We start from the raw sequence: 25,768 nt of genomic DNA on the forward strand, positions 1-25,768 counted from the left end.
CAGGCCCCCGACGTGACCATTCTTCTTTCCGTGACAGGCTTCGACCCGACGCGCTGGCGCGAGGCGCTGCTGAAGGCGTCGCCGAACGAGCAGATCGTCCTGCGCCCGGCCAGCGCGGCCGACGAGGCCATCCGCTACGCCGTGGTCTGGAAGCAGCCGCCGGGCGTTCTCGCCAACCTGCCGAACCTCCAGGCGATCTTCTCGCTCGGGGCCGGCGTCGATCACATCCTCGCCGACCGGACGCTGCCGGACGTGCCGATCGTGCGCATCGTCGCCGACGACCTGACGAAGCGGATGAGCGAATACGTGGTGTGGCGGGTGCTCGACCATCTGCGTCGCGGCATGACCTACCGCGCGCAGCAGACCGCGCGCATCTGGAACGAGCGGCTGCAGCCCGCGGCAGCCGACGTTTCCGTCGGTATTCTCGGCCTCGGCGAACTCGGGCGCGACGCCGCCGAGAAGCTGCGCGTCATGGGCTTCCCGGTCTCCGGCTGGAGCCGCACGCCGAAGGCGCTGGACGGCATCCGCTGCCTGCACGGCGAGGACGGGCTGACCGAGATCCTCGCCTCGAGCGACATTCTCGTGGTGCTGCTGCCGCTCACCGCCGAGACGGCGGGCATGATCGACGACGGCTTCCTCACCCGGCTGAAGCGCGAGACGCCGCTGGGCACGCCGATCCTCGTCCAGGCCGGTCGCGGCGGACTGCAGAAGGATTCGGCGATCCTGCGCGCACTCAACGACGGCCGCCTGATGGAAGCCTCGCTCGACGTCTTCGAGCGCGAGCCGCTGCCTGCGGACAGCCCGCTCTGGCGGCACCCCCGCGTCTTCGTCACTCCGCATGCCGCTGCCTCGTCCGACCCGGCCGCCCTCGCCCCGATCATCGTCCGCCAGATCGCCGCGCATCGCCGGGGCGAAGTGCTGACGAACCTGGTCGATCCCGGCACCGGGTACTGAGGCTGCAGAGCCTTGCCGCGTGATCTCGACGTCACGCGGCGGGGGCCGGTCCGCTTGGTCGAAGCCCCAAAGTGAGACCGCAGCCGTCGAACCCGAACGGTGCAGTCTGACTCCAACTCGTCCGTAACGGCTGTCGGTTGCCCGCTCACTCGCCGAACGCCAAGCGACCCCGTGCCTCCGCATGACAGAGCTTGCCGGTCGCAACCCTGCACGGTAGGAGAAAACATGAATATGTTTGTCACCTATCTGCGCTCAGGCTCTTGAACGATCGGCGCATCTCCCGCCGGACCATCCTCGCCGGAATGGCCGCAGCGGCGCTCGGTCCCTCATCGATCGCACGTGCCACTGTTCCGGCCCGCGTCGCCTCGCTCGACTATGGTCTGGCCGAGACGATGCTGGCGATCGGCGCCGTGCCGGTCGCGCTCGCGGCAGCCGCAGATTGGGGAACCTGGGTGGTCGAGCCGCCGCTCCCGCCCAGCGTTCAGGACCTCGGCGCCGCGCAGGAGCCCAATTTCGAGCGCCTCGCGGCCCTGCGTCCCGACCTGATCCTCACGACCGACTACGTCGCGATGGTCGAACCGGCGCTCGCCCGCATCGCCCCGGTCGAGCGGCTGACGCTCTTCAGCGAGGGCGTCGAGCCCATGGCGCGGGCCCGCGACGTGACGATGACGCTTGGCGTCCGCCTCGGCCGCACGGACGAAGCGATCCGCTTCCTCGCCGCCTTCGACACCGAGATGGACGCCCTTGCGGCAAGGCTCGCGACGCATCGCGCCAAGCCCCTGCTGCTGGCGAGCTTCATGGACCCGCGCCATGTGCGGATCTACGGCACCAGCGGCCTCTACGGCAACGTGCTCTCCCGGCTCGGGCTTCGGAATGCCTGGAGCGAGGTCGTCAACTACTGGGGCTTCTCGACCGTCGGCATCGAGGCGCTCGGCGCCATGCCCGACGCGCGCTTCGTCGCCATCGAGCCCGTGGCGCCGGACATCTGGCCGGTGCTGGCCCGCTCGCCTTTGTGGACCGCCCTGCCCTTCGTTCGCGCGGAAGCCGTTTCCACCATCGCGCCGGCGCTGATGTTCGGCGCCCTTCCCTCGGCGCTGCGCTTCGCACGTCTGCTGGCCGCCGATCTCGAGCGCGGCTCTGACGCATGAGCCCCGTGTCCATCGCACGCGCGCCCTCCGTCCTCGTGGTCCTTCTCGCACTCCTGGCGATCGGCGCCTGCGTGCCGCTTCTGGCCAGGCCGCTCGCCGAACTCTGGTCGGCCGGCGGGGTGGCGGACGGCTATGACGCCGAGCGGATGCGGCTTCTTCATTCCACCCTGCCGCGTCTGGCCATGGCGATCCTTTGCGGCGGAGCGCTGGCGGCGTCCGGCGCGATCCTGCAGCAGGTCCTGCGCAATCCGCTGGCCTCACCCACCACGCTCGGCATCGACGCCGGCGGCCGGCTGGCGCTGGCGCTCGCCACTTTGCTGGCACCTGCGCTCTTCGGCTGGGGCCGCGATCTCGTGACGCTGGCGGGTTCGGCCATCTCGACGCTTCTCGTCTTCGCGCTCGTTCGCCGACGCCACTTCGCGGCCGTCTCGCTCATCCTCGCCGGCCTCGTCGTCTCGCTCTATGCCGGTGCGCTCTCGGCCCTCCTCACCCTTCTCAACGAACGCTATCTCGTCTCGCTCTTCATCTGGGGTAGCGGCTCGCTGTCGCAGCAGAGCTGGGACCCCGCTCTGTCGCTCCTCATGCGGCTGGCGCTTCTCGTCGGGCCGGTGGTGGCGCTCGTGCGCCCGCTCGGCGTCCTTGATCTCGACGAAGCCTCAGCGCGCGCACGCGGGCTGAACGCCGGACGCTTGCGGGCGCTCGGCGTCGGTGTCGCCGTGCTCCTGGCCGCCTTCGTGACGAGCGCAGTCGGCGTCGTCGGCTTCATCGGCCTCGTCGCACCGGTGCTGGCGCGCCTTGCGGGCGCCCGCCGCTTCGGCCATCGGCTGGCGCTCTCCACGGTGCTCGGCGCGCTCCTGCTGCTTCTCACAGACGTCGCCGTGCAACTCGCCTCCGGTGTCAGCGACGAGTTCCTGCCGACCGGGGCGGTGACGGCGCTGTTCGGATCGCCGCTCCTCCTTCTTCTCCTGCCGAGGCTGACGCGCGGCGAACGCCCGCCCTTGGCCGCCGATCCGGTGTCCTCCAAGGAAGCCGCCCGCAGCAACCCGGCCCGCCGGCTGGCTCTGGCGGCGGGCGGCGTCCTTGCGTTGACGTTGCTGGTGCTCGTCATCGGTCGCGATCCCCTCGACGGGCACTGGGCCGTTCTGTCGTCGGCCAGCCTCCCCGAGATGCTGCCCTGGCGCTGGCCGCGCATGCTCGGCGCCTTTGCCGCCGGCGCGATGCTCGGCATCGCCGGGTTCCTGCTGCAGCGCCTCACCGGCAACGAGATGGCGAGCCCCGAAGTCCTCGGCGTCAGCGCCGGAGCGGCCTTCGCCGCCGCACTCTCGCTCTTCGTGATCGCGACGCCGAACGCGGCGGTGATCGGCATCGCCGCGACGCTCGGCAGCCTTGCGGTGATCGGCGCCGTGCTGGCGCTCGGCCGGCGCTCCTGGTTCCAGCCCGAACGGGTGCTGCTCGCCGGCATCGCACTCAACGCCCTGCTCGACGCCGTCGTCGGCCTTCTCAGCGCGACCGGCGACCCGCGCGCGCTCATGCTGTTCGCCTGGATGGCGGGCTCGACCAGCAGCCTGACGGCACCCGCCGCCCTCGCGGCCCTTGGCGGCGCCGTGCTGTTCCTGGCGCTTGCGCTGCTCGTCGTGCGCTGGCTGGAGATCCTGCCGCTGGGCGCGCCCGCAAGCGTCGCACTCGGCGTGCCCCTCGGGCGCGCCCGGTTCTGCCTCTTCGTGCTCGCGGCAGCGCTGACGGCCGCCGCCACTCCCGTCGTCGGTCCCCTGACCTTCGTCGGACTGATGGCGCCCCATGCCGTGCGAATGATCGGGCTGGACCGTGCGGGGTCGGCGCTCATTGGCTCGGCGCTGGTCGGGGGCGGCCTGATGATCGCCGCCGACTGGCTGGCCCGCGTCGTCGCCTACCCGTGGCAGCTACCGACGGGCCTCGTCGCCGCGCTCATCGGCGCGCCCTGCCTCATGCTGCTTCTGGCCACGCGGCGCGGCGCCGGCTGATGCCCTGTCCGAACACTGCCGCCCCGCCTTGTCCTCGCGAGCCCCACCTCATGCCAGCCCAGCCCCGACCGACCCAGACGACCATCATCCGCCCCGCTGCTTCCCCCGTCGCCGCCGCCGCGTTCCGGTTGGCGGATGTCAGCTTCGCGGTCGAGGGTCGCACGCTCCTGCACCCGCTGACGATCGATCTGCCGCCCGGCCGCATCGTCGCGCTCGTCGGCCACAACGGATCCGGCAAATCAACACTGCTCAAGCTTCTGGCGCGCCAGACCCGTCCGACGAGCGGAACGGTTTCCTTCGCCGGGCAGGACCTCGGGGCTTGGAGCGAGCGCGAATTTGCCCGCGCAGTCGCCTATCTCCCCCAGTCGACGCCGCCGGCGCCCGGCATGCGAGTGCGCGAACTCGTCGATCTCGGGCGCTATCCCTGGCACGGGCCCTTCGGGCGCTTCGGAGCCGACGACCGTGCGAAGGTCGAGGAGGCCCTGGCGCTTACCGGCACGGGCGAGTTCGCCGACCGTCCGGTGGAAGCGCTCTCAGGGGGCGAGCGGCAGCGCGTCTGGCTGGCGATGCTGATGGCGCAGGATGCCGGCTGCCTCCTTCTCGACGAGCCGATCTCGGCGCTCGACATCGCCCACCAGATCGACGTTCTCACCCTCGTGCGCGATGTCAGCCGGCGCAAGGGCGTCGGTGTCGTCATCGTCCTCCACGACATCAACATGGCCGCGCGCTTCTGCGACGAGATCGTCGCGCTCAAGGGCGGGCGGCTTGTGGCACGCGGAAGCGTCGATGAGGTGGTGACCTCGACGGTGCTCGAACGCATTTATGGCATCGCCATGTCGACGATGCGGCACCCCCAGAGGAACGAGCCGGTGGCCTTCGCACTTTGATCGCATTACGGTCGCAAACTGAACTTTTTCATCACACCAGATAAAAAAGTCAGAATTGTGAGATTGAACGGATCGTTCGTGTCGGTTACGGATTGGTGCGCGTCAGGATTGTCCGAAAGTAGGATCCCGGCACGATCGATGGTCCGATTGCCGTCGAGCAGCAAGGCTGCGATGATGATCGACGTTTCTGGACGGACGACTCTCGCTTGTGACCCGGGGGCATTGGGGGGCCCGGCTCCCGAAGATCAACCGGTCTGACAAGCCGGTGCAGGAGATGAGAAGTTTGGCTGATCATGCCTCAGTTCGCACCCAACCCGGCACGCATACCGGCCTTTGAGCCGGCTTCCTCCGTTTTGCCTCTCTCGATCGTCGAGACGCACCGAGCCTTGCCGGCCCTCAACGACCGGACGGCCTTTCCCCTCGCCTTGCGATCGATCGACGAGGGACGGGTGACATTCGTCGACAGCCTGCGCAAGATCGGCCAGATGACGGCGCTGACGATGAGCACGCAGACCGGATTTCGGGCCGAGCCGACGGGAAGCCTCGATGTCTACGGTCTCTCCTTCACCACCTCCGGGACCGCCGTCCGATGCGGCGCTTCCGTCGAGGCAACGAGTTCGCCGGGCACCGGCTCGATCTATCATCTTCCCGATCTCGAATGGATCGACGTGTCGCCCCAGTTCAAGACGTGGGGGCTCTTCATCGAGCGCGAGCTTCTCGATCGCCAATACGAGGCGCTGACCGGCGAGAGCCCGAACGGCCGGATCAAGTTCGTTCCGGTGATCGAACTGACGTCGCGGCCCCTGAAAGCGTTCGTGCGCAGCGTCCGCATCCTGCACGAGGCGATCATGATGCGGCCGCAGCAGCATGGGCTGGATTTCCCGCTCCTGCAGGAACTTCTCATCCAGCAACTGCTGACGCACTGGCCGCGCGTCGGGGACGACGTGGTCACCGCCGACGCATCCTCCGCAGGGACGCTGGGGCGCGCGCGCGAATTCATCGCGGCGAACCTGACGACGCCGATCACGGTGGCCGACGTCGCTGCGGCCGCCGGTGTCAGCGTCCGAGCGCTCCAGATGGCGTTTCGCCGGGAGCTCGACCAGTCGCCGTTGTCCTTCATCCTCGCAGAGCGGTTGGATCTCGCCCACGCCCAGCTTCATCTGGCGGGGGATGCGCGCGCGGTTTCGCAGATCGCCTACGGCGCTGGCTTCCTTCACATGAGCGACTTTTCCCGCCGCTACCGCGAGCGGTTCGGCTGCACGCCGACGGAAACCCGGCGCAACCGCCGGCCCTGAAGCCCGCGAAGGGCTTCAGGATCGACTCTTCACCATCCGTTCGCGAAGGCGCTCATGCGCCCTTGCGAATCCGCAGGATCGTCGAGTCGCCGCCGCCGCGCTGCTCGGTCACGGCAAAGACGGCGCCATCGGGTCCGACCTTCACGTCGCGGATGCGAGCCTCGAGCGGGATACGCTCCTCATTGACGACCTTGTCGCCGTCCATCTTCAGGACCACCAGCCCCTGTGTCACCAGCCCGCCGACCAGCACGTTGCCGGCCCAGCCCGGAAATTCCGCGCCTTGGTAGACGGCCATGCCGGAGGGGCCGATCACCGGATCCCAGTAATAGGCCGGCTGCTCCATTCCGTCCTTGGCCGTGATGCCCTCTCCGATCGGCGTGCCCCCATAGGCGATGCCGTAGGTGATCACGGGCCACCCATAGTTCTTACCGGGCTCGGGACGGTTCAACTCGTCGCCACCGCGGGCACCGTGCTCCACCGTCCAAAGGCGTCCATCCCCATCGAGCGTGGCCGACTGCAAATTGCGATGGCCGTAGGACCAGATGGCATCCTGCGCACCCGACTGCCCGACATAGGGATTGTCGGCCGGAATTGTGCCGTCAGCGTTGATGCGGAAGATCTTTCCGAGTCCGCTGTCGAGATCTTGCGCCTGATCGCGGATCGGGGTGTCAGACCGCTCGCCGACCGTGACGAAGAGCTTGCCGTCGGGCGCGAAGACCAGCCGCGAACCGAAATGCTTGTCGCCGTCATAGCCGGGCGTCTGCTGGAAGATGACCTTCAGGTCTTCGAGCGCGGCGGTGTCGCCGGTCGCAGCGAGCTTCGCGCTGGCGACCGACGTGCCGTTGACGCCGCCCTCGCGCGGCTCGGAGAAGGTGAAGTAGATCAGCCCGTCGCTCGCGAAGTTCGGGCCGAGCGCCACGTCGAGCAGTCCGCCCTGTCCGCCGGAGACCACCTTCGGCACCTCAGATACTTCGACGCGCTGCTCGCCGTCCGGCGAGACGATCATCATCTGGCCGCCCTTCGCCGTGACGAGCATGCGCCCGTCCGGGAGAAACTCCATCGCCCAGAGGTGCGGCAGGCCGCTGGCGACCGTCTCGACGGCGACCTTCGTCAGTTCGGCCGGCTGCGGAGCGCGTGTCTGACCGGCGAAGGCCGGGCGCTGGTCCGGCGCGTTGGGCGCCGCCGTCTCGGCGGGCTGGCCCGCGCCGCCGCCAGCGTCCGGCAGGTTGCCGTCGACATGGCTGAGTCGGTCGGCTTCGTTGCCGGTGGCCTGCGCCATCGCGCCGCCGGCGCCGATCAGCGTCGTGGCGAGAAGGATCGCGAGGGTAGAGGAAGAGCGTCGCATGCGAGGGCCTCGTCGGTTGGTGCGTGGCGCCTTGCGCGCCATTCATGACAGTTCAAGTGGATGCCGCTCGCGCGCGCTCAACACGTCTCGCGTTTAGTTGAGAGCGGCGTGTAGACCTGCCTGTGGTTCGCTGCCCTGTCGCTGGACAGACCGTTTGACGGGAAGCGCGGCGCGATCACCCGACCTTGCGTTCGAAGACTTTATCGGCGCGGCAAAGCTGCTATGGCTCGGCCCGTGACGAACAACGATCTCCCAGAACCGCCCCGCACCGCCGTCTACGGCGCCCCGCCCCTCGACCTCGTGGACGTGCCGCCCGACGCCGCGCAGCTCTCGCCACTACGGCCGGGGTCGCAGGCGATCGAGGCGCTGCCCGATGGCGCGCTCGACGACCTCGTCGTTGCCGCCCCCCCCGGCTCGATCGAACGCCGCTTCGTGCTGGCGCATGCGCTGCGCGCGCTGAGGCCCGGCGGCACGCTCACGGTGCTGGGTGCCAAGGACAAGGGTGGCGGGCGCCTTCGCGGCGAGCTGGAAGGGTTCGGCTGCGAGGTGGCGGAGCGCTTCAAGGCCCGCCAGCGCCTCTGCACCGTCACCCGGCCGCCGACACCACAGGGTCTCGACGAGGCCATCGCCGAGGGATCGCCCGTCCTGGTCGAGAAGATCGGCCTGCAGTCGCAGCCCGGCATCTTCTCGTGGAACCGGATCGACCCCGGCTCGGCGCTGCTCGTGCGTCATCTTCCGGCCTTTGCCGGCCATGGGGCGGATCTCGGCGCGGGGCTCGGCATCCTCTCACGCGCCGTGCTCGCCTCCCCGAAGGTCGAGGCGTTGACGCTCATCGAGATCGACCGCCGCGCGGTGGACGCGGCGAAGCTGAACGTCACCGACCCGCGCGCGCGCTTCAACTGGGCCGACGCGCGCGAGACGAAGCTGACCGAACTCGATTTCGTGGTGACGAACCCGCCCTTCCACGCCGAAGGGATCGAGGATCGCGGCCTCGGCCAGGCTTTCATCGCCAGCGCTGCCCGGATGCTGCGCCGCTCCGGCACGCTGCTTCTCGTCGCCAACCGGCACATGCCCTACGAGGCAGCGCTGCGCACGGCCTTCCGCAGCGTCGAGACGCGTGTGGAAGAGGCCGGCTACAAGATCTTCGAAGCCCGCAAATGACGAAGACCCCGACGTCGCGCCTCGACAAGCTGCTCGCCAACATGGGGTACGCCTCGCGGCGCGAGATCCAGCTCCTCGCCAAGAACGGCCGCATCCGGCTGGACGGCGCGCCCGTGCCCCGTGCCGACGACCGCATCGCGCTGACGCCCGATCTCGAAACGCGCCTCGTGGTCGACGGCGAGGCGCTCGATCCGCTGCCGGGCTTCATCCTGATGCTGAACAAGCCGCTCGGCGTCACCTGTTCGCACAAGGAGGCGGGACCGCTGGTCTACGATCTCCTGCCCTCGCGGTGGCGCCGGCGCGACCCCGCCATTTCGACGGTGGGGCGGCTGGACAAGGAGACGTCCGGCCTCCTGCTGATGACCGACGACGGCGCGCTCCTCCACCGCATCATCTCGCCGAGCCGCCACGTCGCCAAGCGCTACCGCGCCCACCTCGCCCGGCCGATGAGCGGTCGCGAGGCCGAGCTGTTCGCTGCGGGTACGTTGATGCTGGAGGGCGAGGACAAGCCCCTCGCCCCGGCAGAACTGGAGATGATCGGCCCCCAGGAGGCGCTGCTGCAGGTGCATGAGGGGCGCTACCATCAGGTCCGCCGGATGTTCGCCGCCACCGGCAATCACGTCGAGACCCTGCACCGCGAGTCCGTCGGCGGCCTCGCCCTGCCGGCCGATCTCGAGCCGGGCGCGATCCGCCGGCTGACCGAAGCCGACATCGCCGCGATCTTCGCGCCGTCCTGACAGGCGGCAGGTCGCCGCCCTTCTAAACTCCGCGCCATCGACCGCCCTTGATCGCGACCGCCTTGTTCATCTGACGAAGAGACGCGATCTCGGATACCGCTGACCGTTCAGTTCTGGCGCTGCGCTACAGTCATGCAAAGGCACGATCGAACGATCGCGCATCGATCCGCCCGTCAGTGATCGCACCGCGACGCAGCCACCGCACCGAATCTGGTGTCCCTCAAGCACCGGGCGGGCGGCTCGGCGCCGTCCGCCCGCACTCGCATCGCCTCAGGTCTTCGCGGCCCAGGCGTCGAGCGCCTGCTTGAAGACGCGATCGCCGGGAATGCCCTTCTCGATCGACATCAACGCCCGCTGTCCCGTCGAATAGGCGATGGGGATGTCGATCCATTCCTCGCGCCCGAGCAGGCCGAGATTGCTGTCGACGGCCTGCTTGAGGTCGTTGAGGGCGATGATGAAGAAGCCGTCCGAGATCTTGCCGGCGACGCCGATCAATGGTTCGCCGCGCGCCTGCTCGGTCGGCTTCAGGGCCAGCCGCTGCACGTTCTCGATCTGGCCGCCGGCGAAATCGGCGGGCGTGTCGAACATGATCTCGATGACGTGGCTGGCCGGCAGCGTCGTGTCGGCGTTGCGACGGATCGTCAGCGTCATCTTCAGATTGTCGTTCGGCACGTCGGCGACGGCGCGGATCGCCGGCTCCGCGGGCTGACCTTCGGCCGGCGGCTCGCTGATCACGCTCCAGACGACGTTGCCGACCTCCTGCGAGCCCTCGCGCGTCGCCGAGCGCTCCTCGTAGAACACGGCCCTTTGCCCGACCGGCACGGTGCCCGGCGTTGCGGCCGGCGGCGTCGAGGCGACGACGGGCGGCACGACGGTCACCGTTTCCGGCGCCACGATGGGCGCGGTCTCGACCGGCGGCGGCGAGACCGAGGCGGTGGCGACGTCGGTGCCCTCCTCGAAGGCATTGGCCGCGCCCGCACCCGGACCGGCATCGACCTCGGTCCCGTCCGGCAGCAGGCGCTGGGTGAAGCGGCGGGGCTGGACACCGCCCGCGGCCGGCGCCGTCGCGGGAACCGCCTGGTCCGTGGCGGTGCCGCTCGGCGGCGTCGCGGTGGCGGCGGGCGCGTCGGTGGCCGCGGGATCCGCCGTCTCGCCGGCATCGGTGGTGGGCGGCGTGGTGGTGGCGGGGAGCGACGCGACGTCGCTGCCGCCGGACAGCGCCGTGCGGATCTCGTCGCCGTAGAACCAGCCGGCAGTGCCGAGGCCGGCCACGAGCAGCAGCGTCAGCCCCGCGGCGAGAGGCGTCCGGCTCTTGCGCTCGCGCCGTACGGGGTAGCGCGGCGCCGAGACATCGGCGGTCGGGATGGCCGGGCGGTCCTGGCCCTGTGCTTCCGGCCGTTGCGAGACGCGATCGTCGAGCGACGAGAAGGGCGGCGAAGCCGGCCGCAGCGCCATGGCGCGACGCGACGCCGGCGTGTCGGCAACCGGCATATCCACCTCGTGCGGACCGATCTCGCCGACGCGGGCCTCGGGATCGGCATCGACGCGTTGGGGCCGAAGCGAGGCCTGCGAGGCGATCGACGCGGGTTCCGAACGGTTCTCGTCGCCGCGCACGACGGGCCGCGCCGGATTGGCGGGAGGCTTCGTGGTGGGCGTGGTGCGGGGAAAGGGCGGCGGCGCAGGACGTTCCGCTGCAACCGGGGGCGGCGCGGGACGCTCCACAACGGGCTGCACCGGGCGAACCGGCTCGGCCTCCGGCTCACGCCGCTCGCCGACGAACGGCGCCGAGGCGACGGTCGCCGCATCCGCCGGCTCCTGCGCGGGATCGACGGAGGCCGGGTCGTAGTGGGCTTCGGTCTCGCGGATCGCGTCTTCGAGGACACGCAGGCGCGCCTCGACGATGTGATCCTCGAGCGGAGGATTGGCCGCCTGGATCTGGCGATTGATCGCCGAGCGCGCCTTCTCGTAGACCTTGGCCCGCAGTTGCGGTGTCGCGCTGGGCAAGCCGTCGATCGTCTTGCGGAGAACGGCGGTCAGATTCGCCATGAATTGCTGCACTCACTCGAAGGACTGGGACACGCTGCGTTCGATGTCTCGCGACGATGCCGCCGGCCCCGGCATCACCTGCGCAGACGCCCTTCGTCCCCGACATGCCGACGACCACCCGGAAGGGCAGCCGCCGCCCTGCACCCACGGCCTGCGAAAGCAGTCGTCGGCGCAGAAGCGCATCGGGAAGGCGAAGGGCGGTCCGGCGCGTCCTTCGACATTCCAACCGCTCAGAGCACCTTATATCAAGTTTTCCTTAATCCTGAAACGGATCGCGGACAAGGATCGTGTCGTCACGCTCCGGAGAGGTGGAGAGGAGCGTCACCGGCGCGCCGACCAGTTCCTCGATCTGGCGCACGTATTTGACCGCCTGCGCCGGAAGGTCGGCCCAGGAGCGCGCGCCCTTCGTGGTGCCCTTCCAGCCCTCGAAGCTCTCGTAGATCGGCACCACACGCTGCTGTGCGCCCAGGCTCGCCGGGAAGTAGTCGATCCGCTCACCGTCGAGTTCGTAGGCGACCGCGATCTTGATCTCGTCCATGCCGTCGAGCACGTCGAGCTTGGTCAGCGCCAGTCCGTGAATGCCGTTGATCGCGACGGCCTGGCGCACCAGCACCGCGTCGAACCAGCCGCAGCGACGCTTGCGGCCGGTCACCGTGCCGAATTCGTGACCCTGCGTGCCCAGGAACTCGCCGACCTCGTTGTCCTGTTCGGTCGGGAACGGCCCCTCGCCGACGCGCGTCGTGTAGGCCTTGGTGATGCCGAGCACGAAGCCGAGGCTCGATGGGCCGAGGCCCGAGCCCGCCGCCGCCTGCCCCGCCACGGTGTTGGACGAGGTGACGAAGGGATAGGTGCCGTGGTCGATGTCGAGCAGCGTTCCCTGCGCGCCTTCGAACAGGATGCGAGCGCCGGCCTTGCGGCGCTCGTCGAGCAGGCGCCAGACGCGATCGATATAGGGTGCGATCTCGGAGGCGACGGAGGTCAACTCCTCGAGAATCGCGGCCGCGTCCACTTCGGGCTGGCCGAGGCCGCGCCGCAGCGGATTGTGGTGCGCCAGCAGGCGCTCGATGCGCTCGGGCAGGAGATCGGTCTCGACGAGATCCATGACGCGGATGGCACGCCGGCCGACCTTGTCCTCGTAGGCCGGGCCGATGCCGCGGCGCGTCGTGCCGATCTTGGTGCCCTCGGCGGCGTTCTCGCGGATCGCGTCGAGTTCGCGATGCAGCGACAGGATGAGCGAGGCGTTGTCGGCGATGCGCAGCGTCTCGGGGCCGATCTGGACGCCCTGCGCTTCCAGCCGCTTCTTCTCGGAGACGAAGGCGTGCGGGTCGAAGACGACGCCATTGCCGATCACCGAGAGCTTGCCCTGGCGCACCACGCCCGAAGGCAGCAGCGACAGCTTGTAGGACACGCCATCGACCACCAGCGTGTGGCCGGCATTGTGCCCGCCCTGGAAACGCACCACGACGTCGGCTCGCTCCGAGAGCCAATCGACGATCTTGCCCTTCCCCTCGTCACCCCACTGGGAACCGACGACGACGACGTTAGCCATTCTGTCTCCTCGGAAGGGCCCTCGGCCCTCGCTGTTCGGGTGTTTCGGGCATGCCAATGCCTCGGCTGGCGCCGACTCCCGGTCCAAATCGGCCGGACTATAGTGAAAGCCCGTCCGGGATGCGAGGGAGGGAGGGCCCGATTCACAGGGTGCCGGTGCGCGGGCTGGCGGCTCACATTGCGCGGGCGCGCCGATCCGGCCTATGCAGCCCGCATGCTGCAGACACTCCGCCACCCTTACGTCCTTCTCGGCCTGACGGCCTTCATCTGGGGCGCCAACTCGGTGGCGGGCAAGCTGGCGGTCGGCCACGTCTCGCCGATGATGCTGACCGTGCTGCGCTGGGCGATCGCCAGCGCTCTCCTCGCCCCCTTCGCCCTGCCCGTCCTCCGGCGCGACTGGCCGCTCGTTCGGCCCCGCCTCGGCTATTTTGTGATGCTCGGGCTTCTTGGCTTCACCGGCTTCAACTCGCTCTTCTACGTGGCGATGAATTACACGAGCGCGATCCACTCGACGATCGTGCAATCCTCGATGCCGCTCGTGGTCTTCGTCGGCATGTTCCTGGTGTTCCGGGCGAAGGTGACGGGATTGCAGGTCGCCGGGTTCTCGCTGACGCTCCTCGGCGTCCTGCTCACCGCTGGGCACGGCGACCTGACGACGCTCGCCGCCCTCGATCTCAACCACGGCGACGCGCTGATGCTGGTCGCCGTCCTCTTCTTCGGCGCCTACACGATCATGCTGTCGCGCAAGCCGGCGATCCACTGGCTGAGTTCAATCTTCCTGATCTCGCTGACGGCCACGCTCACGTCGCTTCCCGTCGCCATCGGCGAGTGGGTGATCGGCGCCCAGCGCTGGCCGGATGCGCAGGGCTGGGGGGTGGTCGCGTTCAGCGTGCTCCTGCCCTCGATCCTGTCGCAGAGTCTCTACATCAAGGGCATCGAGATGATCGGCGCCAACCGCGCCAACCTCTTCGTCAACCTCGTCCCGATCTTCGGCACGATCCTCGCGGTGGCCATCCTCGGCGAGCCGCTCTTTACCTATCACGTCGTGGCGCTCGCGCTCGTCCTCGGGGGTATCACCATCGCGGAACGCGGCAAGCAGCGGGCGCGGGTGGCCGATCAGCCGGCGACGCCGGTGGAGGTGGAGACGCGAGGGTGAGGGGACGGGGGGACCCCGTCGCGGAGGTCACAGGGGGTTGCGTCCGCCCGGCTCCTCCCCCTCACACACCAAACGGGTCGTCATCCGGGCTTGACCCGGGATCCATGCCGCCGCGTTTGACCTTTGACACCAAGGACGAGCGACGAGCGCCGCGGCATGGATCCCGGCTCTGGGGCCGGGATGACGATGGAGGAAAGGTCGTTGTCACGCTGAGCTTCGGCTTGTGGTCAGGCCTACCCCTGAACAGCGAGCGACTCGATGTCCTCCCCGAACCATCCCTCCATACGAAAAAAGGCGGCCCTTGCGGACCGCCCCTCCTCTTCAATGCTTATGCAGTCTCAGACCTCGAACGTCAGCAGCTTCGCCTGCCCGATGCCGTTCAGCGCCTCGACCTGCGCGATGAAGGCGTCGCTCAACGGCTCGTCGAGATAGAGCAGCGCGATGGCGCTGCCGCCCTGCTCGTCGCGGCCGAGATGGAAGTTGGCGATGTTGATGCCGGCCTTGCCGAAGGTCATGCCGAGTTCGCCGATGACGCCGGGCACGTCCTTGTTGGCGGTGTAGAGCATGTAGCGGCCGACATCGGCCTCCATGTTGATGCCCTTGATCTGGATGAAGCGCGGCTTGCCGTCCGAGAAGCAGGTGCCCGCCACCGAGCGCGTCTGCTTCTTGGTGGTCACCGTCACCTTGAGGTAGCCGTCGAAGACGCCCGACTTGTCGCGCCGCACCTCGGAGACGGCGATGCCACGCTCCTTGGCCATGAGCGGCGCCGAGACCATGTTGACGGTCTGGACCTGCGCCTTCATCAGCCCGGCCAGCGCCGCCGAGACGAGCGCGCGCGTGTTCATCTGGGCCGGCGCGCCGTCGAAGAGGATCTCCACCGCGTCGATCGGGTCTTCCGTCAGCTGGCCGGCGAAGGAACCGAGGATCTCCGCAAGCTTGACGTAGGGCGTCAGCAGCGGCGCCTCCTCGGCCGTGATCGAGGGCATGTTGAGCGCGTTCGACACCGCGCCGTTGACGAGATAGTCGGCCATCTGCTCGGCCACCTGCAGCGCCACGTTCTCCTGCGCTTCCGTCGTGGAGGCGCCCAGATGCGGCGTGCAGACGACGTTCTCGAGGTGGAAGAGCGGCGAGTCGGTCGCCGGCTCGGTCTCGAACACGTCGATGCCGGCACCCGCCACCTGACCGGACTTGATGGCCTCGGCGAGATCCTTCTCCACGATCAGGCCGCCGCGCGCGCAGTTGATGATGCGCACGCCCTTCTTCATCGTGGCGATCGCCTTGGCGTCGATGATGCCGCGCGTCTTGTCGGTCATCGGCGTGTGCAGGGTGATGAAGTCGGCGCGGCGGAAGAGTTCGTCGAGCTCGACCTTCTCGATGCCGAGCTGCGCGGCGCGCTCGGCCGAGAGGAACGGGTCGAAGCCGATCACCTTCATCTTGAGGCCGACGCCGCGCGAGGCGACGATCGAGCCGATATTGCCGCAGCCGATGACGCCGAGCACCTTGCCGGTGATCTCCACGCCCATGAAGCGATTCTTCTCCCACTTGCCGGCCTGCGTCGAGGCGTCGGCGGCGGGAAGCTGGCGGGCCACGGCGAACATCATCGCGATGGCATGCTCGGCCGTGGTGATCGAGTTTCCGAAGGGCGTGTTCATCACGATGATGCCCTTCCGGCTCGCCGCCGGGATGTCGACGTTGTCGACGCCGATGCCGGCGCGGCCGATGACCTTCAGCTTGGTCGCGGCGTCGATGATCTTTTCCGTGACCTTCGAGGCGGAGCGGATCGCGAGGCCGTCATACTGGCCGATGACCTCGAGGAGCTTGTCCTTGTCCTTGCCGAGATCGGGCAGGTAGTCGACCTCGACGCCGCGATCCTTGAAGATCTGGACGGCGGTCGGGGAGAGCTTGTCGGAAACGAGAACGCGGGGTGCCATGGAAGTGATCCTGTCGAAAGACCGCGGCGGCAGACGCTCGGCACGCGGTAGAGAAGGAAAAGGAAAAGCGCCGGGGGTTCAATGTCGTCATCCCGGCCTCGTACCGGGATGACGACTGCACTGAACCTTTGGCCGTCAGGCCGCGGCTTGCGCCAGCGTCGCTTTCTGCTGCGCGAACGCGTAGGCGATCCACGGCATCAGCGCTTCCAGATCGGACGCCTCCACCGTGGCGCCGGCCCAGATACGCAGTCCCGGAGGGGCGTCGCGATAGGCACCGACGTCGAGCGCGACGCCTTCCTTTTCGAGCATCGAGGCAACGCCCTTGGCGAAGGCCTCCTGCGCGTCCTTCGGCAACGCGACGACGCTCGCGTCGGTGAACTGCAGGCAGACCGACGTGTTCGACCGCGTCGCCTTGTCCTTCGCCAGGAAGCCGATCCAGTCATTGGCCTCGACGAAGCGCTCGATCACGGCGAGATTGTCGTCGGCGCGCTTCTTCAGCGCGGGCAGGCCGCCGATCCGCTGGCCCCAGGCGAGCGCATCGAGATAGTCCTCGACGCAGAGCATTGAGGGCGTGTTGATCGTCTCGCCCTTGAAGATGCCCTCGATCAGCTTCCCACCGGAGGTCAGCCGGAAGATCTTCGGCAGCGGCCAGGCCGGCTTATAGGTGGTGAGGCGCTCGACGGCGCGCGGGCTGAGGATCAGCATGCCGTGCGCAGCCTCGCCGCCCATCACCTTCTGCCAGGAGAAGGTGACGACATCGAGCTTGTCCCAGGGCAGGTCCTGCGCGAAGGCCGCCGAGGTCGCGTCGCAGATGGTCAGGCCCTTGCGATCGGCAGGAATGGCGTCGCCATTGGGCAGACGCACGCCGGAGGTCGTGCCGTTCCAGGTGAAGACGACATCGTGGTCGAAGTCGAGCGAGGCGAAATCAACGATATCGCCGTAGCCGGCCTCGAAGACGCGGGCGTCCTGGAGCTTGAGCTGCTTGACAGCGTCCGTCACCCAGCCCGAACCGAAGCTTTCCCAGGCCACCATGTCGACCGGCCGCTCACCGAGGAGCGACCACATGGCCATCTCGACGGCGCCCGTGTCGGACGCGGGCACGATGCCGACGCGGTAGTCGGCGGGCACGCCGAGAATCGAGGCGGTGTCGTCGATCGCCTTCTGGAGCTTGGTCTTGCCGACCTTGGCGCGGTGCGAGCGGCCCAGCGCTGCATCTTCGAGCGCCTGGAGGCTCCAGCCCGGGCGCTTGGCGCAGGGGCCGGACGAGAATCGGGGGTTGGCCGGACGCGTGGTCGGCTTTTCGGTCGTCGCCATCATCTATCCTCTCAGATAGTCAGCGCCTCGTTGGGGAGGCGTGTCCCGCGTCGGCAATTAGGCCCGCTGCGAGTTGTCGTCAAGCGACATGTCGATGACGCCTTGCCCGGGTTTCCGTTCACGAGCGACCCTGAAATGCCGGAAGGCGGCAGGCTCGCGCCCGCCGCCTTCCGGCATCGTCCTCAAAGATAAAGCTCAGCCGAACTTGTAGCGCAGGCCCAGCTGGATCGTGTGGCGGTCGAAGCCGTCGTCCTCGCCGAGGATCTTGCTGCCGGGCGCGCCGATCGAGGCGCCATCGAACGAGTAGGTGTCGCCCCCGTCGACGTTGAGGTAGCGGTAGCCGACATCCAGTGCCAGGGACTGGGTCATGTTGTAGGCGACGCCCGCGTTCAACGCGTAGGCGAAGCGCCAGGAGTTCTCGCCCTTGAACCCGATCGAACCCACGGGATCGGCCGGACCGCCGCACGGGTCGGAGACGTCGCAGCCTCCGCCGGCATCGAGCGAGATCGAGGTGTCGTCGTAGCTGAGGTGGACCGCGCCGAGACCGCCGCCGACATAGGGGGTGAAGCCGGCGAAGGTGCCGAGATCGGCATAGACATTGGCCATCAGCTCGTAAGCCTCCAAATCGCCCGCGCCGCCGAGCGCGTTGCAGGCGGGATCGCCGGCGCAGATCAGCGAGTCCGTCGCGGTCGTGGTCAGCTCGTCCTTCCAGTAGTGGAAGGTCGCGTCGGTGCGCAGCCAGTCGGTCGCCTGATAGCCGATGCCGACGCCGCCATCGAAGCCCTCGTCGAGATCGAGACGCGAGAAGCCGGATACGAGCGTCCCGGTGGGATCGACGATGCGCTGCGTCACGTCGAGATCGGCGCTGAAGTCGTAGGAGACGTCGCCGCGCACGTAGAAGCGGGATGCCGGCGCCGCGGCGACGATTTCGGGAGCCGACAGGATATCGGCAGCCTGGGCTGCACCGAGGGAGCCGAGAAGGAAGGCAACAGCCAGGAAGCGGGAATTGCGGTCGAACATGGAAGCGCCTTCGGAAGGGGTCGGGCGACACGACGTTGCGTCACCTCTTGCCGAAGACCTTCGTGCCCACGTGGTTAACGAAGCGTTAACCACGTTCCTTAACCCTCTGCGTTAACCAGTTTCACACCATTTTGGGTTGTCCGATGTCTTGGCCGAACTTGCCTGTTCGCCCAACGAAAAAGGCCGCCCGAGGGGCGGCCTTTCGCATGAAAACGATGAAACGTCGTGGCTTAGAAGAAGGAGTAGCGAAGGCCCGCACGAACCGTGTGCAAATCGAAGCCGTTGTCCTTGCCCTGGATGCCGCTGGCGCCGGCCAGCTTGTCGGTCGCATCGAACTCGAAGGCGTCGCCATCGTAGATGCGCGTGTAGCGATAGCCGACGTCGAGTGCGAGCGAGTGGGTCAGGTCGATGCTCGCACCGGCCATAAGCGCGGTGGCGAAGCGCCAGCTGTCTTCGCCCTGATGCACGCCGACGTAGTTTTTGGGATCGCCGCAGACGTTCGAGCAGACTTCGTTCTTCATGTCGCCATAGGACACGTTGGCGAAGCCGATACCCGCGCCGAAATAGGGCGTGATCGGTCCGAAGTAGGGCAGGTCGACATAAGCGTTGGCCATCGCCGTCCAGATGTCGGCATCCGACGTATCGTTGAAGCGGCAGTCGCCACCATACGAGTAGGCGCAGGCGCTGGAGCCCTTCACGTCGAAATTGTAGTAGTCGACGGCAAGATCGGTGCGGAAATGCTCGGCGAAGCGGTAACCGACGCCGGCGCCGACGCTGTAGCTGTCGTCGAGCTTGATCGAGGAATAGCGGAAGTCGTCGCCGTACTGGTTGGTATGCGCGTCATACGAGCGGAACGAGCCGTCCGTCTCCGACGAGAAGGCGTAGCCCGCGTCGGCGCGGATGTACCAGCCGCTGTAGTCGTCGGGAACGGGCTCGGCCACCGGCAAGGGCTCGAGAATGTCCGCCGCGTTCGCGAAGGACGGCAGGAGTGTCGCGGACGCCATCAGGGCGAGGACAAGCCGAACCATGGTCAGATCTCCAGAATTCGTAATGGTGAGCGGCTTGAGTTCCGCAACACGTCGAAATCTAAAGATTAATGATTAACGCTTGGTTTATGTGCTGAAGGGTAGTGGACAAAGACCTCCACCCTCCTTCCGACCTGCGGCGCGGGCAGCGGGCCCGGTCAGGCCGCTTCCCGGCGCAGCACGCCGATGATGTCGTCGACCACGCTCGTCACCAGAACGGGATCGTCGCCCTCGGCCATCACGCGGATCAGCGGCTCGGTGCCGGAGGGCCGGATGACGAGACGGCCGCTGTCGCCCAGCCGATCGCGCCCGAGGCTGATCGCCTCCTTCACTCGCGCCAGTTCCAGAGGCTCGCCGCCGGCAAAGCGGATGTTCTTGAGAACCTGCGGCACCGGCTCGAACTTGCGGCAGACCTCCGAGACCGTGCCGCCGGCCTTGCGGACCACCGCCAGCACCTGAAGCGCCGACACCAGTCCGTCACCGGTCGTGCCGAAGTCCGACAGCACGATATGGCCGGACTGTTCGCCGCCGACATTGTAGCCATGCTGGCGCATGTGCTCGACGACGTAGCGGTCGCCGACCTTCGTGCGCGCGAGCTGGATCTGCCGCTCGTTGAGGAAGCGTTCGAGGCCGAGATTGGACATGATGGTCGCCACGACGCCGCCCGCCGCGAGGCGCCCGTCGTCGGCCCAGGCCTCGCCGATGACGGCCATGATCTGGTCGCCGTCGACGATCTCGCCGTGCTCGTCGACGATCAGCACGCGATCGGCGTCGCCGTCGAGGGCGATGCCGATGTCAGCGCGCACTTCGCGAACCTTGGCGCACAAAGCCGCCGGGCTCGTCGAACCGCAGCTGAGATTGATGTTGGTGCCGTCGGGATCGACGCCGATCGCCACGACGTCGGCCCCCAGTTCCCAGAGAACGTCGGGCGCGACCTTGTAGGCCGCGCCGTTGGCGCAATCGATGGCGACGCGCACGCCCTCCAGAGACATCTCACGCGGCAGCGTGCGCTTGGCGAACTCGACATAGCGGTCGCGGCCGCCATCGTCGTAGCGTCGGGCGCGGCCGAGATGGGCGCCGTCCGCCAGCCGGCGCGACAGGTCCTCGTCGATCAGCCCGTTGATCTCGGCCTCCAGCTCGTCCGACAGTTTGTAGCCGTCGGGGCCGAACAGCTTGATGCCGTTGTCGTCGAAGGGGTTGTGCGAGGCGGAGATCATCACGCCGATATCGGCCCGCATCGAGCGCGTTAGCATGGCGACGGCGGGCGTCGGCATCGGACCGAGCATCAGCACGTCGACGCCGACAGCGGTGAAGCCGGCGCAGAGCGCGGGCTCGATCATGTAACCGGACAGGCGCGTATCCTTGCCGATGACCACGCGGTGCCGGTAGTTGCCACGCCGGAACGCCAGTCCCGCGGCCATCCCGACCTTCATCGCGATCTCGGGCGTCATCGGATGACGATTGGCCCGGCCACGAATGCCGTCGGTGCCGAAATAGGACTTACTCATGGCGGGTTCCCCGAAGGCCGAATGTTCCAGCGTCTACCGGGAGCAGCATCGCACAGGAAGTCAAAAAGAATATCAGCGTCTGGCTGGCGTGAAGCCGGGCGCTGACGCGAAAAGGGCGAACCTTTCGGTCCGCCCTCCTTCTATCGATAGGCTTTTGCCAGAGGCTTACGCCTGCGGCTGAGGCTCCAGTCCGCCTTCCGACTTATCGTCGCGAGGGCCGGACGGCTTGGCTGAACCGGCCTTCGGCACGGCGGAGCCACGCGAGGGCGGCGTGTCGTCGCCCATGTCGCGGGCCAGCGTCTTGCCGGCAAGGAGATCGCGAACCTCGTCGCCCGACAGCGTCTCGAACTCGAGCAGGCCGTAGGCGAGCTTGTGCAGGTCGTCGATCCGCTCGTTGAGGATACGGCGCGCCTTGTTCTCGGCGACCTCGATGATCCCGCGCACTTCCGAATCGATCAGACGCGCGGTCTCTTCCGACATGTTCTGCTGCTGCGACACGGAATGACCGAGGAAGACCTCCTCCTGGTTCTGCCGGTAGCGCAGGCGACCAAGCTTGTCGCTCATGCCGTATTCCATGACCATCGCGCGGGCCATGTTGGTGGCCTGCTGAATGTCGTTGGAGGCGCCGGTCGTGACGTTGTCGAGACCGTAGATGATCTCTTCGGCGGCACGACCACCGAAGATCATCGTCAGGCGCGCTTCCATCTCGTTCTTGCGCATGCCGTAGCGATCGCGCTCCGGCAGGTTCATCGTGACGCCGAGCGCGCGGCCGCGCGGGATGATCGTCACCTTGTGCAGCGGATCGTTGAAGGGCTCGTAGATGCCGACGAGAGCATGACCGGCCTCGTGATAGGCCGTCAGCTTCTTCTCGTCCTCGGTCATTGCCATCGACCGGCGCTCGGCGCCCATCATGACCTTGTCCTTGGCATCCTCGAATTCCAGCATCGTCACGAGGCGCTTGGAGCGGCGGGCCGCCATCAGCGCGGATTCGTTGACGAGGTTGGCGAGATCGGCACCGGAGAAGCCCGGCGTGCCGCGCGCGATGGTGCGCAGGTCGACATTGGGCGCCAGCGGCACGTTGCGCACATGCACCTTGAGGATCTTCTCGCGGCCTCCGACATCGGGATTCGGCACCATGACCTGACGGTCGAAGCGGCCGGGACGCAGCAGCGCGGGGTCGAGGACGTCGGGCCGGTTGGTCGCGGCGATGAGGATGATGCCCTCGTTCGCCTCGAACCCGTCCATCTCGACGAGAAGCTGGTTCAGCGTCTGCTCGCGCTCGTCGTTGCCACCGCCGAGGCCGGCGCCGCGATGGCGACCGACCGCGTCGATTTCGTCGATGAAGATGATGCAGGGCGCGTTCTTCTTGGCCTGCTCGAACATGTCGCGAACACGGGACGCACCGACGCCGACGAACATCTCGACGAAGTCTGAGCCCGAGATGGTGAAGAAGGGCACGTTGGCCTCACCCGCGACGGCGCGTGCCGTCAGGGTCTTACCGGTGCCGGGAGGGCCGATGAGCAGCACGCCGCGCGGGATCTTGCCGCCGAGACGCTGGAACTTCTGCGGCTCGCGCAGGAACTCGACGATCTCCTCCAAGTCCTGCTTGGCCTCGTCGATACCGGCGACGTCGGCGAAGGTAACGCGGCCGTGCGCTTCGGTCAGAAGCTTGGCCTTCGACTTGCCGAAGCCCATCGCCTTGCCGCCCGCGCCGCCCTGCATCTGGCGCATCAGGAAGATCCAGACGCCGAGGATGAGGAGGATCGGGCCGAAGGAGAGAAGCATCGACCAGATCGGGTTGGAATTGTCCGACGGCGGCGACGCGTTGATCTGGACGTTCTTGCCCTCGAGCCGGCTGACGATCTGCGGATCGCCGGGCGAGTAGGTCTGGAACGGGCTCGATGCGTCGGAGTAGCTGCCCGAGATCCGCTGGCCCTGGATGGTGACGGAGCGCACACGACCGGCGTCGACGTCGGACAGGAACTGCGAATAGGGGATTTCGCGCGAATTGGCGGTCTGCGAGCCGTTCGAAAACAGCTGGAACAGCGCAATCAGCAGGAGAGCGATGATCGCCCAGAGGGCGAAATTCCTGAAGTTCTGGTTCATTATCCGTCCTGGGATTGCGCCTCGGCGCCCGCACGTCTTGCGACACGAGGGACCATGACTTGTCAGCGAAGATAGGTGTCCGCCAAATCCTTGCCAACAGGCTCCGTGCCATTTGCGGCAATTTGGAGCCCCGCGGTTAATGCGAAGGGTGTCCGGACCGGCAGATTGGCCGCGATCCGCCAGCCGATCCGGCACCGGAGCGGGAGTTCGGCGGCTCCGGGAAACCGTTCGAGAAGGTGGCGATGCGCCGCGCGCACCCGTCCCGAATCATCGGTGAGAACCGGCAGGGTGCGGTCGCGCCAGTTTCCAAGGCCGATGGCGCCTAGCGCGAGAACCGGACCCACATCCGGATCGGGAACCGCCCGGGCGTCGATGTCGAAACGGCCGTCGAAACAGACGGCTAACAGTCCGAGTTGCACGGGGGCCGGCGCCGAGCGGCCGAACTCGCGGTTCCACTCGAGCCGTCCCCCTCGCCGCTCGATCCGGCAACCTGCCAGAGTCGATGAGACGTCGCCCTCGCAACTCAACCGCTCCCCGAGGCGGGCGATGGCCTGCGTGGCAGGCGCCTCGGCGCCGCCACCGGCAGCCGTCACGAAGCGAGACAGCAGGGGCTGGTCGGCCGATTGCCAACGGTCGATCACGATCGCGCCAGCATCGGTCAGTTCGAGCCGCCCTTCATGCCGAAGCTCCGCCAGACGAAGCGCGAGAGCGGCATCGGCGGCGTCGCGCTCGCGGCCCGCCGACCCGAGAGCCGCGAGCGCAGCATCCCGATCGACCTCGCCGCGATCGATCGCCAGCCGAAGGGCGGCCCGCCGGTAACGCACGTCGCGATTGGTCGGATCGTCGATCGCCCGAAGGCCGGCGCGGCGAACGTCCTTCGCGAGAGCGCCGCGCTCGATGCCGAGAAACGGGCGCAGCAGAACGAGGCCGGGTTCGAGATCGCGCCAGTCGCGCATGCCCGCCGAAGCCGGGCCGAGGGCGCCGCGCTCGCGGGCGAGGAGATGCGTTTCGATCTGGTCGTCGCGGTGATGCGCGGTTGCGAGCGCGCCGGCGCCAAGGCGCCTGGCTTCCAATGCAAGGAGCCCGTAGCGCGCGGCGCGCGCGGCGGCCGCAAGGTTGCCCCGAAGGGCCGCGGGCTGCCAGTTCAAAGTTCGATGCGGCAGGCCGAGTTCGCCGCAGATCTCGGCGACGAAGCGCGCTTCGGCGGAGCTTTCCGGTCGCAAGCCATGATCGACGGTCGCGACCGCCAGCGGCGGCACTAGCGCATCGCTCGTCCGCCACTCGGCGGCCGCGATCAGCATGGCCAGCGAATCGGGACCGCCCGAGACCGCCAGCAGGAGACCCGGCGCGATCGCCCTCGCCGCCTGTCCGGTCCGCCAACCCTGACGCAGCGCGCCGGCGCGGGACCCGAGATCGCTCATGTGACGGCGGCGGGGCCGCGGGCCTTGCGAGCGGCCGGTCGACTCAGGAACAGCTCGCCGACTTTTCCTCGACCTGAAGTTTGCGCTTCACGTTGGCGCTCATCTGCGGATACCGCTTGGCGACTTCGCGATAGGTGACGCAGGCCGTCTCGCGATTGTCGAGATGGGCGAGCGACATGCCGAGCTTCAGCATCATCTCGGGCGCCTTGCCGGCCTTGGGATGGGACTTCTGAGCGTTAAGGAAGACCTCGGCGGCATCACGATACTTGGCCTGCGCGTAGAGGCTCTCGCCGAGCCAATACTGCGCGTCCGGCGCGTCCTCGGACGTCGGATAGGCCTGCGTGTACTGGCGGAAGGTCGTCTCCGCGAGGTGGTAGTCGCCGGCCAGCATGTAGTTGTAGCCCAGGCTGTACATCTCGACGGGCCCGTTCGTGGCAATCGAGGCGACCTTGCCGGAACCCGCAGCAGGCGCCGGGACGGCGGCGGTCGGCGTCCCCGCCTGCTCAGCAAGGCTGGTGTCGAGGATCGAGGCGATCTCGTCGGTCTGCGCCGGGGGCGCGGCGGCCGGCGCGGGCTTCGAGGCCGCCGGCAGCGACAGCGAACCGGTCTGCGTCGCGTCGGTGGCCACTGGCGGCTCGGCCGAGGCCACCCGGGCCGCACCGGCGGCCGGCGCGTCGCTCGGCGGGGCCACTTCGGTGCGGCGCTGCGGGGTCGCCGACGAGGATCCGCCGCCCGCCTTTTCCAGATCCTGGAAGCGGAACTCGTTGTCTTCCTGCGTCTTGCGCAGCTGCTCCTGCAGCTGCAGCACGAGGAAGGACAGTTCCTCCACCTTGCCGGTCAGCCGCCGCATTTCCTCTTCCATCTGCGTCAGGCGCACGCCCCCATCGGAGGCCTGCGCCATCAGCACCGGTGCGGGCGCGGCGGGCTGGGCGGCGATGCGCGCGCGCGGCGCTTCGTCGCCGAGACCGAAGGGCAGATTAAGGGCTGCGGCAGGTCCGGCCGCGACGAGCGTCGCCAGCGAGAGCGCGGCAAGGCGGGGGAGAAGCATTCGGGCCATACGGAACATCCCTTGGGGATCGGTCGGGCACCATCCCTCGCGGGCGTCACGAGAGGCGGCTCCGAAGACCTGTCGACGTTCACCGGCATCAAGAGGCCGAAGGCGTCCA

Annotated in this window: 19 protein-coding genes; 8 read left to right on the top strand and 11 right to left on the bottom strand. The window is 68.0% G+C overall.

The window, feature by feature from the left end:
* The first annotated feature begins 12 nt into the window (after nucleotides 1–12).
* From AUL33_RS04600 to AUL33_RS04620, 5 genes are all read left to right on the top strand, one after another.
* Complete coding sequence (locus AUL33_RS04600) at nucleotides 13–954, top strand: glyoxylate/hydroxypyruvate reductase A (protein WP_062204368.1); 942 nt, start codon at nucleotides 13–15, stop codon at nucleotides 952–954.
* Nucleotides 955–1,214: 260 nt separating this feature from the next.
* Nucleotides 1,215–2,102 (top strand): ABC transporter substrate-binding protein, encoded by an 888-nt coding sequence (locus tag AUL33_RS04605; RefSeq protein WP_244491977.1) that lies wholly within the window; start codon nucleotides 1,215–1,217, stop codon nucleotides 2,100–2,102.
* Nucleotides 2,099–4,102: a Fe(3+)-hydroxamate ABC transporter permease FhuB gene (fhuB, locus tag AUL33_RS04610; RefSeq protein WP_062204376.1), complete on the top strand. Its 2,004-nt coding sequence runs from the start codon at nucleotides 2,099–2,101 to the stop codon at nucleotides 4,100–4,102. Before AUL33_RS04605 ends, fhuB begins: the two co-directional genes overlap by 4 nt.
* Before the next feature lie 50 nt (nucleotides 4,103–4,152).
* Complete coding sequence (locus AUL33_RS04615) at nucleotides 4,153–4,989, top strand: ABC transporter ATP-binding protein (RefSeq protein WP_062204380.1); 837 nt, start codon at nucleotides 4,153–4,155, stop codon at nucleotides 4,987–4,989.
* A 386-nt stretch (nucleotides 4,990–5,375) separates the two neighbouring features.
* On the top strand, nucleotides 5,376–6,284 hold the full coding sequence (locus tag AUL33_RS04620; protein ID WP_062204383.1) for a helix-turn-helix transcriptional regulator: 909 nt from the start codon (nucleotides 5,376–5,378) through the stop codon (nucleotides 6,282–6,284).
* 52 nt (nucleotides 6,285–6,336) lie between these two features.
* Here AUL33_RS04620 and AUL33_RS04625 read toward each other — a convergent pair whose 3' ends face one another.
* Complete coding sequence (locus AUL33_RS04625; protein WP_374754405.1) at nucleotides 6,337–7,563, bottom strand: PQQ-dependent sugar dehydrogenase; 1,227 nt, start codon at nucleotides 7,561–7,563, stop codon at nucleotides 6,337–6,339.
* A gap of 288 nt (nucleotides 7,564–7,851) precedes the next feature.
* Here AUL33_RS04625 and AUL33_RS04630 point away from each other — a divergent pair, with 288 nt between their 5' ends.
* Both AUL33_RS04630 and AUL33_RS04635 read left to right on the top strand, forming a co-directional pair.
* On the top strand, nucleotides 7,852–8,790 hold the full coding sequence (locus AUL33_RS04630) for a class I SAM-dependent methyltransferase (RefSeq protein WP_062204388.1): 939 nt from the start codon (nucleotides 7,852–7,854) through the stop codon (nucleotides 8,788–8,790).
* The gene (locus AUL33_RS04635) at nucleotides 8,787–9,527 is read left to right on the top strand and encodes a pseudouridine synthase (protein WP_062204391.1); all 741 of its coding nucleotides are present in this window, start codon (nucleotides 8,787–8,789) and stop codon (nucleotides 9,525–9,527) included. Before AUL33_RS04630 ends, AUL33_RS04635 begins: the two co-directional genes overlap by 4 nt.
* A 270-nt stretch (nucleotides 9,528–9,797) precedes the next feature.
* Here AUL33_RS04635 and AUL33_RS04640 read toward each other — a convergent pair whose 3' ends face one another.
* Complete coding sequence (locus AUL33_RS04640) at nucleotides 9,798–11,573, bottom strand: hypothetical protein (RefSeq protein WP_156419281.1); 1,776 nt, start codon at nucleotides 11,571–11,573, stop codon at nucleotides 9,798–9,800.
* Nucleotides 11,574–11,829: 256 nt separating this feature from the next.
* Nucleotides 11,830–13,122, bottom strand: a complete 1,293-nt coding sequence (locus AUL33_RS04645) for an adenylosuccinate synthase (RefSeq protein WP_062204397.1) — start codon at nucleotides 13,120–13,122, stop codon at nucleotides 11,830–11,832.
* 213 nt (nucleotides 13,123–13,335) lie between these two features.
* On the opposite strand from AUL33_RS04645, the gene AUL33_RS04650 reads away from it, so the two are divergent.
* Entirely contained in the window at nucleotides 13,336–14,277 is a 942-nt protein-coding gene (locus tag AUL33_RS04650) for a DMT family transporter (RefSeq protein WP_062204399.1), read from the top strand.
* Between the two features lie 338 nt (nucleotides 14,278–14,615).
* On the opposite strand, the gene serA is transcribed toward AUL33_RS04650, so the two are convergent.
* From serA to ybgF, 8 genes are all read right to left on the bottom strand, one after another.
* Complete coding sequence (gene serA, locus AUL33_RS04655; protein ID WP_062204401.1) at nucleotides 14,616–16,208, bottom strand: phosphoglycerate dehydrogenase; 1,593 nt, start codon at nucleotides 16,206–16,208, stop codon at nucleotides 14,616–14,618.
* Between the two features lie 135 nt (nucleotides 16,209–16,343).
* Nucleotides 16,344–17,522: a phosphoserine transaminase gene (locus AUL33_RS04660; RefSeq protein WP_062204404.1), complete on the bottom strand. Its 1,179-nt coding sequence runs from the start codon at nucleotides 17,520–17,522 to the stop codon at nucleotides 16,344–16,346.
* A 195-nt stretch (nucleotides 17,523–17,717) separates the two neighbouring features.
* The gene (locus AUL33_RS04665) at nucleotides 17,718–18,542 is read right to left on the bottom strand and encodes an outer membrane protein (protein ID WP_062204407.1); all 825 of its coding nucleotides are present in this window, start codon (nucleotides 18,540–18,542) and stop codon (nucleotides 17,718–17,720) included.
* A gap of 230 nt (nucleotides 18,543–18,772) precedes the next feature.
* Nucleotides 18,773–19,570 (bottom strand): outer membrane protein, encoded by a 798-nt coding sequence (locus tag AUL33_RS04670; RefSeq protein WP_062204409.1) that lies wholly within the window; start codon nucleotides 19,568–19,570, stop codon nucleotides 18,773–18,775.
* Nucleotides 19,571–19,725: 155 nt separating this feature from the next.
* Nucleotides 19,726–21,075 carry a phosphoglucosamine mutase gene (gene glmM, locus AUL33_RS04675; RefSeq protein WP_062204412.1) on the bottom strand — a complete coding sequence of 450 codons (1,350 nt, stop codon included), beginning with the start codon at nucleotides 21,073–21,075 and terminating at the stop codon, nucleotides 19,726–19,728.
* A 165-nt stretch (nucleotides 21,076–21,240) separates the two neighbouring features.
* Nucleotides 21,241–23,181, bottom strand: coding sequence for an ATP-dependent zinc metalloprotease FtsH (ftsH, locus tag AUL33_RS04680; RefSeq protein ID WP_062204413.1), 1,941 nt, complete (start codon nucleotides 23,179–23,181; stop codon nucleotides 21,241–21,243).
* Nucleotides 23,182–23,243: 62 nt separating this feature from the next.
* A complete protein-coding gene (gene tilS / locus AUL33_RS04685; RefSeq protein WP_062204416.1) occupies nucleotides 23,244–24,602 on the bottom strand; it encodes a tRNA lysidine(34) synthetase TilS in 1,359 nt (452 codons plus the stop codon).
* Between the two features lie 43 nt (nucleotides 24,603–24,645).
* Entirely contained in the window at nucleotides 24,646–25,659 is a 1,014-nt protein-coding gene (ybgF, locus tag AUL33_RS04690; protein ID WP_156419282.1) for a tol-pal system protein YbgF, read from the bottom strand.
* Nucleotides 25,660–25,768: the final 109 nt, after the last annotated feature.

It is taken from the genome of Aureimonas sp. AU12 (assembly GCF_001463705.1).
Lineage (GTDB): Bacteria > Pseudomonadota > Alphaproteobacteria > Rhizobiales > Rhizobiaceae > Aureimonas.